Genomic DNA, 19,026 nt, shown 5'->3' on the forward strand with positions numbered 1-19,026 from the left:
TTAAAGAGAGTATATTATATAGTTGTTTCAAAGATGTTAATTTTTTATGGGCAATGTTATTTCTACACAGGTACCTTTGTTTGGAAGGCTGTCAATTAAATTTGATTCCTCTATCATCTGGGCATAACCGGATATTATTGTAAGAGGAGTCTTTAATTCGTGAGTAACATTGTCAAAAAATTGTTTTCTATAGCTTTCTATCTCCTTTAATTTTTCGTGCCTTTCTTTTATTTCTTGAATTTGAGAGTAAATCCGGTCTTTCATTTTCACGAACTGCTCAGCCAGTTCCCCAATTTCATCATTAGATTTGATATCCACTTTTACTTGAAACTCCCCTTTTCCAATAACCTTTGAATAATCCCTCAGTTTTAAAAGAGGATTTAATATACTACGGGAAATTAAAAGAGAAACAACAACAATTCCGCCGCCTATAAAAACAGCAAAGATGCTGATTGACTTTATAAGTGAATACCCATACTGATATAAGCCTGAATAATCTTTAGAGAATCTGTATACACCTATTAAAGTGTTTTCGATTATAATGGGAATTGAAAATACCGCTACCTTTCTTCCCCCATTATCTAAAATTGTAACTGCACTTTGTTCTTTTAGTGCAAATTTAATGTCTTGGGTGTCATCTGACAATATGCTCATATGACAGTCATCACCGGCAATGCTCCCGTCTCTATAGTACATTACACCTTCTGTATTCATTTTTTCATTTAAATCCTTAAGTAAGTCCATGGAAATTAGCGGAAATTTACTTATTGGATCAGAAATATCCTTTATAAGGATAAATTGACGTGAATATATGTTAACATCATTTTCCCCCTTCTCTAAATCAGTCAAAATCACATTTTCATTACTCTTAATTATTCTACTGTTTATAAAAAAAATCATAATTAAAAATGCAATGCCAAAAATACATATATAACTTAAAAGAATCTTATCCCTTATAGAAAACCTCATTAAAGCCCTCTCACTCCATCTTATAACCCACACCGAAAACAGTCTTAATTATTGAGCCGTCAGAGTCCCCTATTTTTTTCTCAGCCTTAGAATATGAATGTCTACAGACCGGGTGCCTATGGCATAATCATACCCCCACACCCTGTCTAAAAGTTCATCTCTGGAAAACACTCTGCCTTTATTTTGTAAAAGTAAATATATTAAATCAAATTCCTTTGTCGTTAAAGGTATGGTTTTGTCATTTCTTATTATTTCACGTCCATCAACATTAATATATGTATCTTTTTTTATCGTATATTTGTCCTGGTGCTGCATTTTTCCCTGGATTTCTTTAATCCGTCTGAAAGAGGCCTTTACCCTTGCAATTACTTCCCGGACATCAAAGGGCTTTGTAATATAGTCATCTGCACCAAAATTAAATCCTGTAACTTTATCAACAATTTTTGTATATGGTACAATAACGCTTTTTCTTTATTATAGTTATAAAACTTTACTGGTTTAATTGTATTTCCTCTAGGGTATAAATTAATTTTATACTATAGATGTTTCAAATTTGTTAACATTAACTAATAAAGAACCACCATTTTATAAAAATGGTGGTGTTATAACACTTCAATTTAAAGAAAATTCTCTACTTTTGTAAAATATCCATTAAGAGTTTTAATTGAGGTTCCACGGCTCCCGGAATGTACTCGTGCCCGAAATATTTAAATATAGAAATATCTTTCTTACAATTAAGATGATTATATGCTGCAAATACTGTAGAAGGAGGTGTAATTTGATCAACTAAGCCTATGCACATCCATGTATGACATTTAATCCAGGGGGCTAAATTCATAACATCAAAGTATGTCAAAGTTTTCATTGCCTTTTCCTCTATTTCAGGGGCGCTGTTTCTTCTAAAGAACTCCGGTATTTCTAAATAAGGTCCTGTAGGGGTAATTTCAACTGCCCTTTCAAAATTTGAAAGAAAAGGGTATTCTGCCAAAGCTACTTTTGGTATATCTGAAAGAGCTGATACAGCTAAAGTTATTGCCCCTCCCTGGCTAGAACCCATAACTCCTATCCTTGTGCTGTCAACACCATCCATTGATGCTAATACTTCCACAGCCCTCACTGCATCTAAATAAACCCCTCTGTAGTAGTACTCATTTTTATCTAATATGCCCTTTGTAAGCCATCCGGCAGGAAATCCGGAACTTGATACTACATTGTCGGCACTCATTCCCTGTTGACCCCTTGTAAGCATGTGCAGCACCGCATATCCTTTTAACGCCAAATCAACTGTCCTGTGGAGATTACCGTCAAAAGCCCAGTTGTATCCATGATAGGTTACAACACCCGGGTGTTTCCCATCTCCTTCCGGAATTACAAACCATCCGTCTATATCTGCATTATTAAATCCTTTATATAATATTTTATAAACTTTTATCCCCTTAACAGGATATTTGTACTCTAAAAGCTGGTAACTTAATTTAGTTTTTTGAAGTTCTTTTAAACTGTCTTTCCAAAATTCTTCAAAATCCTCTTGCCTTGTCAAATCCGGCTTGTATTTTTTTAACTCACTAAGGGGTAAATCGTACTGCTGCATATTTTCCCATCCTTTCTTTAACTTATACTTTTTTATTAGCTACAATTAGTTGTTTTTATTGCTAGCCTAATTATATTTAAATTCTAAGGCTTTTGCTATTCTGTGTCAAATAGAAAAAAAGCCCTAGCTCCCAAAAAAGCCGGGCATTTTTAACAGTTTAATTTAAATATTATTTTTTAGTACTACTTCTTAAATTATTAGTTTATGTCTATTTCAAATACAGAATTTACAATCATATCTTCAAAATACTCCTCAAGAATTTCTAGTTGTTCTTTTCCTTTTCCGTCAATGTAATTAATCATATAAGTCATTTTCGCATCTGAACCTTTGTAAATTATTTCTCCAACTTCAGTGTATCTTACTCTCAACTTAAATCCCATATTGCTTAAAATATACTTAGAGCCATCAAAATTAAATGAAATATTGTTAATTGCTCCGGTAAGCTTCTGTCTGGCTTTCCCGCCAACCATTACTTCCTCTAAAACCATACTTTCAGGTATATCTATAATTTCAACACCACTTGGAAACACCATCTCAAAAATAACGCTGTTTAAACTTGTATCAAATATTGTCTTCATATAAATGTTGTCATATACCCCTGAAAGCTTAGATATTGAGTCAGCTTTATAAAAATGCTTTCCTGTTGAACTTACAAATTTTGCACCACTGGAAGCTGCAATTTCATCTAATTGACTTTCTATATCCTTGTCTTCAGGTGAAAAGTCAATAAATGTAGGAGTAATGTTTTCATCTGCTAAATCTTCCGCCACCTTTTTTGCATATTCTAAAGATTTTCCGTCACTATCTTTTGTCCCGTCTCCTTTTAAGAATGATGCATTTCCATCTTGCAGCATAAATTCTTCATTGTGTAAATGCTTGCTGGTCCATTTATTTGGTGCCGAACCTACCAAAACAACCATATGTTTTGAAGCATATTTAAGTGTCTGGCGTGGGTCTTTTAATAGATATTTAGCTCTCCTTATACCGTCTCCCATATTGCTTTCCCCTGTAACAGGAGATTCGATGCTGTCAATTTTGTTCTTTAATACTTCTGCATTTTCTGGTTTAGATAGGTCATATAATATAAAGTCATTGTTATTGGCAGAGTCAGAGTACTGTATTATTCCTATTTTTGTCCTGGTTCCTGTAAACCTGTCTACAAAACTTTTTGCTGCATTTTTTATTGCATACAGGTAGTTTACGCCCTGAAAATATTCTTCTTTAATTTCTTCGTATTTATTGCCGGGATTATTAACCTTCAGGTTATGGGCGGTGAAATTAAAGTTTTTAGCAGCCAAACTTCCGTTTATAATATTGTTATCTCCTAAAAAAGTAATTCTTCCTGTTTCCGGGTCGTCAGATTTTCCAGGAGCATAAACTATTCCGTTTATTTCTGAGTTGATGGTTTCAATATTTATATTTCCCTCTCTTGAATATATAAATAATTTATCATCAGGACCAGAAGGCCTGAAGTTAGCTCCTTGAATAACTATATCCCCGTCTGCAAGGAGGAAACAGTCATTTAAATTCTTTGTTTCCATTAAAGATATTCTAAGTGACCCTTTAAAATACATAGTAGAGTCAATTATAAAAGTATTACTTCCATTTGAAACAATGTCAAACCTGTTTTCACTTGCTTCATATCTTAATAAAATACCTTCCTGCCCCGGCATAGGTATTTCTCTGACACCGTCTTCAAAATAACTGGAATCAAATACTATGGCATCCTCCGTTAATCTGGCATCAAAGTGGGGCATGTCCACAGGAACAGTAAGGTTTTCAAATTCCCCCACATCAATTTCCGGGCTTGTAATAAAGGTGGAAAATGATGAGCATTTTTCGGTAATCCTGATGCTGTGTGATGTACATACAAAGTCTTTTGAATAAGTACTTCCGTTTATATTTACATCGTATCCTTCCACTGATAATGTATCATGGGCATATATACCATAATCCAACGGCCATGGAACATTTTTTATGTAGGAATTAAATGTACCTGAATTATCCAAAACCATAACTATTTCCTTGGGTGCCTCAATTACTCCCTCCACCACTAAGCTTCCTTCCTGTACAAACTCCACATCCACTATTCTCCCAAGGTCAACCTTATTTAATGTATCCCTTGAAAGATTAATATTAGACTGTATATCATCTGATTCAGAAGGCTGTGTAGGCACAGGTTTTGGCTTTGGTTTTGGTGTTGGTTTTGGTGTTGATGACGGTGTTGGCGTTGGTGATGGTACACTTTCTAATAATATTAAGCTGACATTGTCAATATAGATATCATGATATTGATTTTCTAAGCTATTTGTATAGCCCAAATTAAATGCCAACTGGCTTGCCGGGTCTGTAGGGTGATTCATGGTAAACTCAAATGAATACTCTCTTTTTGAAGTCTCCAGGTAGATGATTCTTTCAAAATAAGAAGTATAGTTACTACTATTCTCTATCTTGACTTTTATTTCTCTGTTTACTGAAGCCCAAGCCTCAAAAGACAGCAAATACTTATTTGAGTTTTCAATGGTAATATTGTTTTGGTATAACTTAACTGACCAGTCATAATCTCCTAAACCTGACACCCCTGTCCGTGAAATACTGTTACCTCCCCCGTCTCCAGTAACAATACTGTATGCATTAGCACTAGCAGCCCAGTCTACAAAAAGTGACCACTGGGAAGAGCCACTGCTAAAATCCCCGTTTCTTATAATTTCATTTTCTGCACCAGCATAAACTTTATTTAGAGACATACCACCTAAATCAAAACTTAATTGAGTAAGCGCTACAACCATCACTAAATAAAGCAGACATATTTTTGTAAATTTTTTATTCATTTAAAGCACAACTCCCTTTTTAAAACATTATTTATTCTTTTAATTGTTTATATATTGTAGTTTATATATGGTTTGTATATATAGTTTATATATATAAGTTTACAGATTAAAGTATATAGATTGTGTTCTGCCGGTTATATTTTATTGATTATGCTTTATTGGTTGTAATTTGTTGTAATTTATTAATTGTAATACCATAAGTTATAAATTGTATTTGGCAATTCTTACAACATTCCTGTCCTTATTTAATGTCTTCACAACAATTAACTCCGGCTTAAAATCCTGTGATGTATATATAACTGCTTTAAATTCCCCCGCATCCCCCTCCTTTATCTCACTGGTAATACCGCTGGCTATTCTTTTTGACTTGTCATAAGCCTCAATTATCATCATTCTTTTAGGCTGGTTACTTTTTCCTCTGACGGTTATGATCCCTCCTTCTTTGGATGTATCCACACTTTCTAAAGAAAACTCCAAATCTTCAAAATGCACCATGTCTCCTAAGTTGTATCTTTTAAACACATTAGTAATATAAACTGTTCTTGTTTCGCCATCCCATTTAACTTCTGCCCCGGAATTTTCCGCAACAAATCTCAATGGTACAAAGGTTCTTCCATTAATAATCTCAGCAGGTACATCTAATTTTCTTTTAAACCCGTTTACATAGGAATAATCCTGCCCAATCCCTAAAATAATTTCTGTTGTGTCATTTTTTGCATAAACTGTTTTAGTTGCAGCATTCCAGCTGACTTCCAGTTCCATGGCCTCAAATATCACCCTGAAAGGCACCATTGTCCTTCCGTTTTTTATATAGGGGGCTACATCAAATTCAAGAACTTCCTGATTTAAATACACTCCTATTTCACTTTTTGCATATGTATCCGGCTTTACTACACCAATTAAAAATACTACTGCAATTATTGTTGCTATTGCTACCGTTTTTTTCATAATCCACCCTCACTTTATTTTGTTTTTACTGTTTTTATGTAAATCAGCTTATATCTATAGTCATTTTTACATATACAGTCAGTCCGCCAAAATTCTCTTCAATGGTTTTGGTCATATCTTCCCCACCGGCGCCTTCTAACTTAAATATGTACCTTATCAATTCATCTTCTCCGGAAAATACAACTTCACCAGGTTTTAAAAATCTTACTTTTATATCAAATGAGTGTTCCGGAATTTTATACTCTATTCCATCAGTAGATGATAGATTAACATCTTTGATTATTCCTTTTACTTTGCTTCTTTGAACCCCGTCTACATTTACAGTGGAAACTTCCATATTCTCAGGTACTTCCACTACAAAAACTCCTTCAGGTAAAAGAGCTTCATATTCAATATCTGCCAATATCAATGCTGTTGCTGCATTCTCTGAAAAGTAAGACGATACTATATCAAAAATGTCTCCTAATTCAGTTATTGAGTCAGCAGTATAAAAATGCTTGTCTGTATTTAATACCTTTTTTGCCCCACTTGATACAGCAATTTTTTCTATTTTTTCTTCAATTCTGTCTTGTGAAAAGTTTACAAAAACAGCTTCTATATCATTTTCATTCACAATTTCTCCAACAGTCTTTGCATATTCCAACGAACTTCCGTCACTGTCCGAAGTCCCGTCTCCTGCCAGGTGGACTGCAGGTCCGTCATCAAGCTTAGGTATTGTTTTTTCCCCATTACTGCTGGTCCACTTATTTGGTGCTGAACCTGTAAGTACTATTATTTGTTTTGAACTATTTTCTCCACTTCCTGAACCAGCCAGCATATAGTTGGCCCTTCTTAAAGCATCGCCCATATTGCTTTCTCCTGATGCCCCCAAATCAAATCCGTCAATTTTATCTTTTAAAAGCATGGCATTGGATTCTTCACTTAAATCATACAGTTTAAAATCGTTATCATTGGCAGAACCGGTATACTGAATAATTCCCATCTTTGTTTTTGTACCTGTAAACTTGTCTACAAGTTCTTTGGCTGCTTTTTTAATTAAATTGGCATTATTAGGACTTTGAAAATGCCTTTCTATAATTTCAGCTATCCCTTCAAGGCCATAATTAAATTGGGTATTTTGTCCTTCAAAACTAATGTTTTTAGCTGCCAAACTACCATATATATCATTATTAATTCCCTGGAGAATAACATTTCCACTATTAGGGTTTTCTGCAATTCCGGGTGCATATGCAATGCCATATAATGTTGAAAAAGATGTTTGAAACCTTATATTTCCTCCTATGGAATACACAAATACCCTCTCATCAGGCCCTGCAGGTAAAAGATTATTACCTTGTATGGAAATGTCACCGTCAGCAACTAAGAAACTACCACTGATATTTTTTATAACAACCTCATCTAAAGAAATTATAAGATTAGCTTTAAAGTACATTGAGGAATCTATATAAAACGTAGCCTTATTATTTGCCACTATTCTAAAATTATTTTGTGACGGCTCATACCTTATATGTACCTCTGGCTGCCCTGGCATCGGCACAGCTGCATCATCCGGAAAATCCTCAGGATCAAATACCTGGGCGTTTTCTAATGCTTCCTCAACTAAACTTCCAAAAAAATGCGGCATTTCAACAGGTTCTGAAATGGTTTTTATTTCATTTATATCATATTCTCCTTCTATATAGTGAGTAAAAGAAGCACAAGTACCGGTAATGGTAATTTCATTTGTCAGGTCAACAAAATCCTTAGAATAAGTATTTCCATTTACATATGCAAAAAGCCCTTGAAAATTAAGCTTTTCACTTGCATAAATACCATAGTTAAAAGGTGAATTAATTTCTTCATAATATGAGTTAAAAGCTCCGGAATTATCCAATGCCAGTACAATTTCTTTTGAATTTTCTGTCTTGGTGGATAATGGTATCAAAAAACTACCTTCCTGAGCAATTTTCATGTTTTCTGTATCCCCAAATTCCACCTCTTCTTTTACAGTCCGGGACAAAGCCAGGCTAGACTGGACTTCTGTATCCATATCTTCTTTCTTTTTCATCTCCTCTTCTTTTAAACTAATTTGGGTAATTGTAACTTCATGAAATTCATTTATTATTTGGTCTTCTATACTTCCCATATTAAATACCAGTTGTGCCTCAGGATTATCAGTACTTGCCATTATGAATTCCATTCTATACTTTTTGTTTTTAGTACCAAGACTTTCAATTTTACTAAAATATTTTTCACCGGTTACAGGGTTTTTTAATTCAACTGCTATTTTTCTTGGAATTGTAGAAAAAGCATCAAAAGTAAGAACATATTTATAAGATTTTTTTAAAGGAATATCATTCTGAAAAAATTGAATTGCCCAATCTGTATGCCCGGTATTATAAATACCTGTAACTGCCGATCTGGTAAAGTTTTTAGGGCTAATTATATTATATGCTTTTGCACCTAATACACTGTTATATTTAAAGCGCCAATGGTTAAAATAAAAATCAAAATTCCCATTTTTTACAAGCTCAATTCCCGGATCTCCCGGTGCTGCATAAACTTTTCCTCCATAGAACAAAGAAACCCCCAGAAATGACTGTAGAATAATGTATAATACAAACTGTATTGCAATGCAAAAATATATTTTTTTACGCATAAAATTACCTCCTCAAGCTTCATATAAATAGATTGGTTTGTAGAAAATCAACATTGCTTACGGCATCGTTATAGTACATAGAAAAAGTCATCGTGTGTCGAAGTCCCAAGGAGTATACTTATATAATTATTATACATGATTTTCTATGTAAAAGTCAAGAAACACCAATATGTCAATCCATATTGTGCCAAAACCATCTTTTTTAAGCAATCACTGATTGTTTTTGCTCAAGAGTTCATATATGTCTAAAGCATGCTTTTTTATATTTACCGGTTTTAAATTTTTGTCAGTCCATACATGCATGGTTTCACCGGTAGTCAACAATTCCCCGTCTCTTTTTCTTATCACTTCATAATAAAAGGTAACTCTTGTATATGTAATTTTTTTTAATTGGGTTTTTACCACTATTTCATCTTCATATTTAGCAGCACTTTTGTACTTACAATTCAGCTCAATTAAAGGAAGCAAAAATCCCCTTTCCTCTATTTTGGAATAGGGAAGACCCATTTTTTTTATGTAATCTGTCCTGGCTGCCTCAAACCAAATGGGATAGTTGGAATGATGCACTATTCCCATCTGGTCTGTCTCTGCATACCTAACAATTAAATTAGTTTCAGTAATCAACAAATTTCACCGTCCTGTAAATGTAAAATTTACTATGATGTAAAAAATCAACTATATTGTAAATCCTTGTTATAAAGATAAGATTTTGCATATTTTAATCATTTCCTCATCTAAGGATTTTTTCATCTCTAAAGCTTCGTCTATATCAATATCCACTAGTTTTCCATTCTTTATGGCTATTACTCTGTTTTTCCCGCCATTCATTAAAACCTCCACTGCTTTTACACCCATAACGCTGGCAGTTACTCTGTCGTGTACCGTAGGGCTTCCTCCTCTTTGAATATGTCCTAATATTGTTGCCCTGGCTTCTAATCCTGTTTTTTCCGTTACTGCCCTTTCTATTTCAATGGCCTTTCCTTCAGCCCCTTCAGCCACAATAACTATATAGTGCTTTTTGCCTCTGTTCCTGGCTTCAATTATAGGTTTTATTACATCTTTATCAATATCAAGGGAACCTGCTATTTCCGGCAAAATAACAGCTTCTGCCCCGCCGGATATTCCAACATTTAGTGCAATATATCCTGCATGCCTTCCCATAACCTCCAAAATACTGCATCTTTCATGGGAATATGCAGTATCACGAATCTTGTCCAATGCATCCTGTACAGTGTTTAAGGCAGTATCAAACCCAATGGTATAATCCGTTGAACCAATATCATTGTCAATTGTCCCCGGAATACCTATTACATTTACACCATGCCTGCTTAGATCCCTCGCACCCCTATGGGAGCCGTCTCCTCCAATCACAACAACGGCGTCTAAATCAAAAACATTGGCCATGGAAACAGCTTTTTTTTGTCCCTCTTCAGTTGTAAACCGGGGGGATCTGGCAGTTTGTAAAATGGTACCACCTTTATGCAGTATGTCTCCCACTGACCTGGCATTTAACTCTTCAACATCACCGTTAATAAGCCCTTCATATCCTTTTCTTATACCATAAACCCTGAAACCGTAATAAAGCCCGGCCCTTACAACAGACCTTATTGCTGCATTCATACCAGGTGCGTCCCCGCCACTGGTTAGTACTCCTATTTTCCTTACCTGACTCATAACGGCACCTCCATAAAATATTTAACCCGTGTTAATAAAATTTAATAACACGGGGTACAGCAAAGAAATATTTATAAAATTTTAATATCCCTTTTCAATAATCACGCTATGTGCCTCTTCTACCTCCGATTCAGGCACTAGCACCTCATAGTAGTCATCACTGGTCTCACGGTTTTTGTTTATAGGTCTCAATTTCACCAAAATACCTTCCTTTGACAACAAGTCCTGCATATTATCAGCTACTTCCTTACTTTGAGCCATATATACCACTGTCCACATATAAACACGCCCCTTTTTCATTATTCACCGGAACTAATTTCTCCATGCCGACATAATACTTTAGCTTTTCCTCTTATTTTTATCGCAGAAGTATTCTCGGTAAACTGGGCTATAAGCAACTCACCCTTATCCAACTTTTCTGTATGGTGAAACTTTGTATCCTTGCCTCTTGTAAGACCGATAATGCTGACTCCGTCTTCTTCAGCTTTTATCACAACATAATCTCCTAATATTTTATCTAATTCCCTATCCAAATAGAACCACCTCGTCATAACTATATATTAATTTGAATTAAAAATCAATATTAATTTTTAAGTAAAGTTTTTTACATCTGTCAATTTACCAGCTTAACATTTTCATCCCCAAGTCTTTCTTTTAGCTCAGATATAACTGTGTCGCTTAAATTTATCCAGCAATCTCTTTCTAAAACTTTTGTTTTTTTCTCATCTTCATTGTATAAAATCACCGGAACCTTGCCACTGAAAAATTTTAATAAACTCAAAGTAGAGTTAATAATCTCATCATCTATGCCATTCTTTATCCTTAAATACAGTTTTTTTACTTTCTTTTTTCTCAATGTACTTACTTCTTCACATATTATCTTAGGTTGTTCTTCTTCCTTCATGCTTATCCGTCCTTTTATAAGGACAATATTTTCCTCATCTATTAAACCCATGTATCTTTCTAAGGTTGTTGGGAAAACAATTATTTCCATGGTGCCAAATAAATCTTCCAATGTAATAAAGGCCATTAAATTGCCGTTTTTAGTGGTTTTGGTAACCTTTGATGTAATTATTCCTCCTACATATACATTTTTTCCATCGGTTATTTTTTTGCAATCCCTCAAAGGTATATCGGCATTACTCTCTTCAGTATTAACAATAAGATCTGAGCTAAAAAGAGTAACCCTTTCTTTTATTTCCTTTTCAAAATCCTTTAAAGGATGACCTGAAATATAGAGCCCTAACATCTCCTTTTCCATGGAAAGTAAATCCTTTGTTGAAAACTCCTCTATATCAGGATATATATCTTTATCTTTTAATGTGCCCTCTAAAATATTATTTTTATCCGGATTTTCTTTTGAAAAATCAAAGAGGGAAAGCTGTCCTTCTATATTTTTTCTCTTTCTTTGTGCTATCCCGTCCATTGTTTTTTCATAAACAGCCAAAAGTTTTGATCTGTAGACTTTAGTACAGTCAAAAGCCCCGCTTTTAATTAAACTCTCTATACATCTCTTATTTACGTCTTTTCCATCAATTCTTTCTAAAAAATCTATAAGGCTTTTAAAATTTCCCCCTCTTTTTCTCTCTTCAATTATAGCCTTTGCAGGGTTTTCCCCTACATTCTTAACTGCTGTAAGACCAAATCTGATTTTTCCGTTTACAACGGTAAATTTTAAATTACTCTCATTAATATCAGGGGGTAAAATATCTATTTTTAAATTTTTACATTCATGGACATATTGGGCTATTTTATCACTGCTTCCTAAAAAGCTGTTTAAAAGTGCAGCCATAAATTCAACAGGATAATAGCACTTTAGCCATGCTGTCTGATATGCAATGACTGCATAGGCTGCAGCATGGGATTTATTAAAGGCATAACTTGCAAAATCCATCATTTCATCAAATATTTTATTGGCGGTATCTTCATCAACCCCGTTTGCAACTGCACCTTTTACTATTACATTCCCGTCCTCATCTTTTATCCCGTATATAAAATTCTTTCTCTCCTGTTCCATTATATCAGCCTTTTTCTTGGCCATTGCACGACGCACCAAGTCTGACCTTCCCATGGAGTATCCGGCTAAATCCCGCACTATTTGCATAACCTGCTCCTGATAAACCATGCATCCGTAAGTAACATTGAGTATATTCTCCAAAAGGGGGTGGTGGTACTTTATTTCCCCGGGATTATTCTTGTTCCTTATATATCTTGGAATTTGATCCATAGGCCCCGGCCTGTAAAGGGATATACCTGCTATAACATCCTCTAGGGAGGCTGGTTTAAGCTCTTTCATAAACTGGATCATTCCGGAACTCTCAAGCTGGAAAACCCCCGATGTCCTTCCTTCCCCAATTAGTTTATATACATTGGGATCATTCATGTCCAAATTATCTATATCTATTTTTTTATTATAATTTTCATATATTAAGTTCACTGCATCCCTTATTACCGTAAGAGTCCTGAGACCTAAAAAATCCATTTTTAAAAGCCCCAATTCCTCTAAAAGACCCATGCTGAATTGAGTAGTGATACACTCATCATTTTTTTGAAGGGGTACATACTCTGTGATAGGTTCCTTTGATATGACAACACCTGCAGCATGAGTAGAGGCATGCCTCGGCATACCTTCTAAAAGTTTTGCAGTGTCAATTAATTCCTTGGTTCTTTCATCATTATTATAGTGGTTCTTAAGCTCAGGGTTTAATTCTAAAGCCTTTTCTATACTCATTCCTATTTGGAAAGGTATCATTTTTGCAATTTTATCCACATCACCATATGGAATGTCCAAAGCCCTTCCCACGTCTCTTATTACAGCCCTGGCTGCCATAGTTCCAAATGTAATTATCTGGGCAACCCGGTCTTCCCCATACTTTTTTACAACATAGTCTATAACTTCCTGCCTTCTCTCATAACAAAAATCGATGTCAATATCCGGCATACTTATTCTTTCCGGATTTAAAAACCTTTCAAAAATAAGATTGTATTTTAAAGGGTCAATGGTTGTTATGCCTAAAGAGTAGGAAACAAGGCTTCCTGCTGCAGAACCCCTTCCCGGTCCTACCATTATATTGTTGTCCTTTGCGTATTTTATAAAATCTCCCACAATAAGGAAATAATCCACATATCCCATCTGTTTTATTACAGACAGTTCATATTCAAGCCTTTTTATAATTTCTTCTTTATTCCATTCATCTTTATATAATTTCTTTAAACCGTCATAACAAAGGTTTCTCAGGTACTCAAAAGAATCCTGTTCTTCCGGAACCTGAAAATGTGGAAGGTGTAATTTCCCAAATTCCAGTTCCACATTACACATATCTGCAACTTTCACTGTATTTGAAATTGCCTCGGGAATGTTTTTAAATTCCTCCGCCATTTCTTCAGGAGACTTTAGATAAAAATCATCTGTGGAAAATCTCATACGGTCTTCATCATTTATACTCTTTCCCGTCTGTATACATAAAAGTATTTCATGTGCCTTTGCATCCTGCCTTCTTAAATAATGCACGTCATTTGTAGCAATTAGGGGAATACCGGTATCCCTGCTTAGTTTTACAAGCTGTGAGTTTACAATTCTTTGCTCTTCTATACCGTTACTTTGAATCTCTAGATAAAAACTGTCCTCTCCAAATATACTTTTATACTTTAGGGCAATTTCTTTTGCCCTTTCATAATTATTGTTTAAAAGTGCCCTGGGTATGTCCCCTGAAAGACACCCGCTTAATGCTATAAGACCTTCCCCGTACTTTTCTAAAACTTCCATATCAATTCTGGGCTTGTAATAAAAACCTTCAATAAACCCTATAGACACAATTTTCATTAAATTTTTATATCCTGAATTATTTTTAGCAAGAAGAATCATATGCCCCGGCTCTGAGTCTAAACCTGCTTCTTTGTCAAACCTGGACCTCCTTGCTGTATAAACTTCGCAGCCTAAAACAGGCTTTACACCGTTTTTGACGGCCTCTTTATAAAAGTCTACAACTCCGTACATTACGCCATGGTCTGTAATTGCAATGCTGTCCATACCAAGTTCTTTTGTACGGAGTATAAGGTCTTTTATTCTATTTGCCCCGTCAAGAAGGCTGTATTCAGTATGCGTATGCAAATGCACAAATTTTCCCACAGATAATCATTCCTTCTAATCTAAAAGCACTTTTTATTAACAACAGGGAACAAAAAGCATCTTTTCAATAACGGAAAGCACATCATTCTGTAAATCTTCCAGCTTTTCTTTAGATTCATCCATACTGCTTCCTGTTACCCCAAAGTATACTTTTATTTTAGGTTCGGTACCCGATGGTCTTATGCAGAACCATGCGTTATCTTCCATTTCATAGTACAATACATTTGACTGGGGAAGTAGGATTTTTTCACTTACCCCACTTTCAACTTCAACTCTCTCCCCAACTTCATAATCTCTTACAGCTAAAGCTTTGTACTTTCCAAACTCTGTAACCTTTTCTTCTCTTAATTTCTGCATTGCAGAATTAATTCTCTCCAACCCTTCTTTACCTTTCAAGGTAAAATATTTAATTCCTTCAAGGGTATAACCATACTTGTCTAAAACTTCTAAAAGTCCTTCATATAATGACATATCCCTGGATTTATAGTAAGCTGCCATTTCAGCAATGAGCATGGATGCTAAAACCGCATCTTTATCCCTTACAAAAGTACCTGCTAAATATCCATAGCTTTCTTCAAAGCCAAATATGAACTTTTTATCACCATATTCATCTAACTGTTTAATCTTTTCACCAATAAATTTAAATCCAGTTAAAACTTCTATCAATTCCACTCCATAATGCTTTGCTATTTCTTTTGCAAGCTCTGTGGTAACAATGGTTTTAACCACAAATGCATTTTCAGGAAGCTCGCCCTTTTCTTTTTTCTGAGAAAGTATGTATTCAAGCATCAAACACCCCACCTGATTGCCTGTAAGGGGTACATACTCCCCGTCTTTGTTTCTCACTATTACACCCACCCTGTCAGCATCAGGGTCTGTTCCAAAAATCATATCTACATTTTCTTTTTTTGCCATTTCAATAGCCAGCTCAAAAGCGTCTATTTCTTCCGGATTTGGATACTTAACTGTAGAAAACTGAGGATCAGGAAGTTCCTGTTCTTTTACAATCAGCACTTTCTTAAATCCTATTTCATCTAAAACTCTTCTTACAAGTTTATTTCCTGCTCCATGCAAAGGAGTATAAATTATCTTAAAGTCTTTTCCTGTTTCCTTTGCCAATTGTGCATTAACGCAAAGGGTTTTAAGGCTGTTTATATATGCATCATCCACTTCTTTTCCAATGATTTTAATTAAGCCTTCTTTAATTGCTTCTTTTTCATCCATAATATTTACTTTTGTAATGTCTTTAATTTCTTCAATATAAGAAAAAACTTTGTTGGCACCTTCCACTGCCAGCTGTCCGCCATCTTCACTATACACTTTATAACCATTATACTCCTTTGGGTTGTGGCTGGCAGTTATCACAATCCCGCCGGCAGCCTTTAAGTACCTCACTGCAAAAGAGAGTTCAGGTGTTGGTCTTAACTCATCAAAAAGATATACTTTAATGCCGTTTCCGGCAAAAACTTTAGCTGCCTCCATGGCAAATTCTGATGATTTGTAGCGGGAGTCATATGCAATTACAATTCCCTTGTCTTCTCCTCCAAGATCCTTTGCATAATTTGCCAGACCTTGGGAAGCCTTTCTTATGGTGTATATATTAATCCTGTTAGTTCCAGCACCTATAATTCCCCTAAGTCCGCCGGTTCCAAACTCCAAATCTTTATAAAATCTTTCTTCAATTTCTTCCGGATTGTCTTTAATAGCAAGTAATTCTTCTTTTGTCTCCTGGTCAAAGTAGTCACTTTCAATCCAGAATTTGTAAATTTCATTTATTTTTGCACTATCTCTCATACTATATCTCTCCTATCTATCACACCAATAATATTATATTCATATTTAAATTTTTTTTATCAGAATTTTTGTCAGTAATAATTAGTATACCATATTTTATTCATATTACAATAATGTTGCGTACATTATTTTAAAGTAGGCTGTCCTATACCGTTTCTGTATATTTTACAAAAAAAAGACCAATATGGCCTGATTTTAAAGGGTGTATATTGGTCTTTTTTAAAAAATTTAATTTTTCATAGTGAAGTTTTACACAAAATTTATTTTAATACTAAAGGTGATCCTGGGTTGTCTGGCTTGTAATGTTATTTTTATAAGCATATATTGCAGCCTGTGTCCTGTCTGTCACATTAAGCTTTTTAAATATATTTGAAACATGGTTTTTAACGGTTTTTTCACTGATATAAAGTCTTTTTGCAATTTCCCTGTTAATCAGTCCTTCTGCTATCAGCGCCAAAACTTCTTTTTCCCTTGAAGTTAAGTTGCTGTCTTCACTTTTCTCTTTGGTATTTGAAGTAATCCTCTTAAACTCTTTAATCAGTTCTTTTGTCATATTCCCTTGTATATAAGCCTCTCCCGAATTTACACTCCGGATAGCCTCTATTAAAATATTAGGATCCGCATCTTTTAAAACATACCCCTCTGCACCCATATGCAGGGTTTTAAACAAATACTCCCTGTCCTCATGTATAGTTAAAACAATAATTTTTGACGGCACCTTTTCATTTTTTATCTCCTTTATTGCCTGCAACCCATTCATCCCCGGCATGTTAATATCCATTAATATAACATCTGGCTGTTTTTCCCTTGCAATGTCCAATGCTTCTTCTCCATTTGATGCCTGTGCTATAACTTCAATATCATCTTCCAGCTCTAATATTTGTTTTAGCCCTTCCCTCACCATGGCATGATCATCTGCTATGGCAACATGTATTTTCTCCAATGTTTTATTCATTTGAGACCTCCTCTTTTGAAATTAAAGGTACAGTAATTTTAAGGACAGTTCCCTTTCCGATGCCAGAAGAAATTTCAAACATCCCTCCCAATAATTCCACTCTTTCTCTCATACTTAAAAGACCAAAGCCGCCATTTATATTATGGTTTTTCATATCTATCAAAGATATGTCAAAACCTTTTCCGTCATCAGAGATATTAAGCATCAGTTCTTTTTCGGAAAATTCCAAATCTATTTCTACATTTTTAGCATCAGAATGCTTTTTTATATTGTTTATTGCCTCCTGGACAATCCTGAATATCGTCAGAGAAATTACAGGCTTTAAATCTTTACAGACACCTTTGGTATTAAACATCACAACGGTATTTGATTCTTCCTGATATGCCGCTATATGTCTTTGCAGTGTTGGTATAAGACCTAAATCGTCCAATGACATTGGTCTTAAATCATATATTATCCTTCTTATATCTTGAAGTGAATTTCTCACCACAGACTTTAGCCCTCTTATTTCGTCCTTTGCCTTAACCGGATCTGTTTCCACCAGGCGTTCACAAATTTCTGCTTTCATAACCACGTTTGACATGAGCTGTGCCGGCCCGTCATGAATGTCCCTGGCAATCCTTTGTCTTTCTTCTTCCTGGGCCTTTACTATTTTAAGTGCCATCAGCTGTCTTTGGCGTATATCCTCAAGCTTTACACTTACATTCTGCAAATCCCCTGTAAGGCACTCTAAAGAAACACTTATATTAGAAATAAGACCATCTGCTTTTTTCACTGTCCTGTAAGCATCTTTAAGTCTTATTTCCAGCTCGTTTCTCCTGTTAATGTAGTGGCGCTCGGTTTCTTTTAATATAATAAGCTGTACTCTCAAATCATCAGCTTTCTCATATGCCTTTTTGATTTCTTCCTTTGGATATTTATCGTGATTTTTGCTTAAAAACATTAATTTTTTTTTGCTTTCCCGCAATTCACCTTCTAAAAAGCTTACTTTTGACATGGTTTCTGATACAAGTTTTTTCAATTCGTCAAGCTCATTTTCTAAGCGCCCGCACTCTTTCCGTGCCCCTTCTGCAATATCATATATCTGGGATTTGCTTTTGTTTATAGCTCTGACGGTTTTTTTAATTATCCTGTCTAAATTTGCAATATCTGATTTAAAATTGGACACTTCAATACCCCGCTATGTATTGTTGTAATAATATACATTTGTTAGAAAATTTTAAAATTTAGAGAATCAGCTGTTAGGTTATTGGCTTAAATAAAGACTTCAAAAAATTAACTAATCTTTGAGTGAAAAACATTGGATTTTGGCATTATTTATGCATTACTTATATTAATACTTCTATATATTTTTTAAAAATCCTTCATTTCTTTGCACTAAAATCTTACCTTATTTTTAAATATAAATTTTAATTTAAAATTTAAAGCTTACCATATGGCATATTTTGCAATAAATAAAATAAACTTATACAGGGATTATTTTAAAATTCAGGTGTT

At 34.6% G+C, this 19,026-nt stretch carries 14 protein-coding genes; all 14 read right to left on the bottom strand.

What is annotated here, in order from left to right; translation table 11 throughout:
* Positions 1-36 precede the first annotated feature (36 nt).
* A complete protein-coding gene (locus HVS_RS10680) occupies positions 37-969 on the bottom strand; it encodes a HAMP domain-containing protein (protein WP_101302172.1) in 933 nt (310 codons plus the stop codon).
* Between the two features lie 69 nt (positions 970-1,038).
* Complete coding sequence (locus HVS_RS10685; RefSeq protein WP_101302174.1) at positions 1,039-1,284, bottom strand: winged helix-turn-helix domain-containing protein; 246 nt, start codon at positions 1,282-1,284, stop codon at positions 1,039-1,041.
* Positions 1,285-1,600: 316 nt separating this feature from the next.
* Positions 1,601-2,560: an acetylxylan esterase gene (locus tag HVS_RS10690; RefSeq protein ID WP_101302177.1), complete on the bottom strand. Its 960-nt coding sequence runs from the start codon at positions 2,558-2,560 to the stop codon at positions 1,601-1,603.
* A 197-nt stretch (positions 2,561-2,757) separates the two neighbouring features.
* Complete coding sequence (locus HVS_RS10695; RefSeq protein WP_101302180.1) at positions 2,758-5,391, bottom strand: carbohydrate binding domain-containing protein; 2,634 nt, start codon at positions 5,389-5,391, stop codon at positions 2,758-2,760.
* Positions 5,392-5,592: 201 nt separating this feature from the next.
* Entirely contained in the window at positions 5,593-6,339 is a 747-nt protein-coding gene (locus tag HVS_RS10700) for a copper amine oxidase N-terminal domain-containing protein (RefSeq protein WP_101302182.1), read from the bottom strand.
* Positions 6,340-6,382: 43 nt separating this feature from the next.
* On the bottom strand, positions 6,383-8,977 hold the full coding sequence (locus tag HVS_RS10705) for a VWA domain-containing protein (protein ID WP_101302184.1): 2,595 nt from the start codon (positions 8,975-8,977) through the stop codon (positions 6,383-6,385).
* 210 nt (positions 8,978-9,187) lie between these two features.
* Complete coding sequence (locus tag HVS_RS10710) at positions 9,188-9,604, bottom strand: acyl-CoA thioesterase (RefSeq protein WP_101302186.1); 417 nt, start codon at positions 9,602-9,604, stop codon at positions 9,188-9,190.
* A 66-nt stretch (positions 9,605-9,670) separates the two neighbouring features.
* Entirely contained in the window at positions 9,671-10,651 is a 981-nt protein-coding gene (pfkA, locus tag HVS_RS10715; RefSeq protein ID WP_101302188.1) for a 6-phosphofructokinase, read from the bottom strand.
* A gap of 81 nt (positions 10,652-10,732) precedes the next feature.
* Positions 10,733-10,930: a hypothetical protein gene (locus tag HVS_RS10720; RefSeq protein ID WP_101302191.1), complete on the bottom strand. Its 198-nt coding sequence runs from the start codon at positions 10,928-10,930 to the stop codon at positions 10,733-10,735.
* 20 nt (positions 10,931-10,950) lie between these two features.
* Positions 10,951-11,184, bottom strand: a complete 234-nt coding sequence (gene mtrB / locus HVS_RS10725) for a trp RNA-binding attenuation protein MtrB (protein WP_101302194.1) — start codon at positions 11,182-11,184, stop codon at positions 10,951-10,953.
* Positions 11,185-11,264: 80 nt separating this feature from the next.
* The gene (locus HVS_RS10730) at positions 11,265-14,780 is read right to left on the bottom strand and encodes a DNA polymerase III subunit alpha (RefSeq protein WP_101302197.1); all 3,516 of its coding nucleotides are present in this window, start codon (positions 14,778-14,780) and stop codon (positions 11,265-11,267) included.
* Positions 14,781-14,816: 36 nt separating this feature from the next.
* Positions 14,817-16,574: a phospho-sugar mutase gene (locus HVS_RS10735; RefSeq protein WP_101302199.1), complete on the bottom strand. Its 1,758-nt coding sequence runs from the start codon at positions 16,572-16,574 to the stop codon at positions 14,817-14,819.
* Between the two features lie 271 nt (positions 16,575-16,845).
* Positions 16,846-17,517, bottom strand: a complete 672-nt coding sequence (locus tag HVS_RS10740; protein WP_101304240.1) for a response regulator — start codon at positions 17,515-17,517, stop codon at positions 16,846-16,848.
* Between the two features lie 4 nt (positions 17,518-17,521).
* Positions 17,522-18,697 carry a sensor histidine kinase gene (locus HVS_RS10745; RefSeq protein WP_101302202.1) on the bottom strand — a complete coding sequence of 392 codons (1,176 nt, stop codon included), beginning with the start codon at positions 18,695-18,697 and terminating at the stop codon, positions 17,522-17,524.
* Positions 18,698-19,026: the final 329 nt, after the last annotated feature.

It is taken from the genome of Acetivibrio saccincola (assembly GCF_002844395.1).
Taxonomy (GTDB): domain Bacteria; phylum Bacillota; class Clostridia; order Acetivibrionales; family Acetivibrionaceae; genus Herbivorax; species Herbivorax saccincola.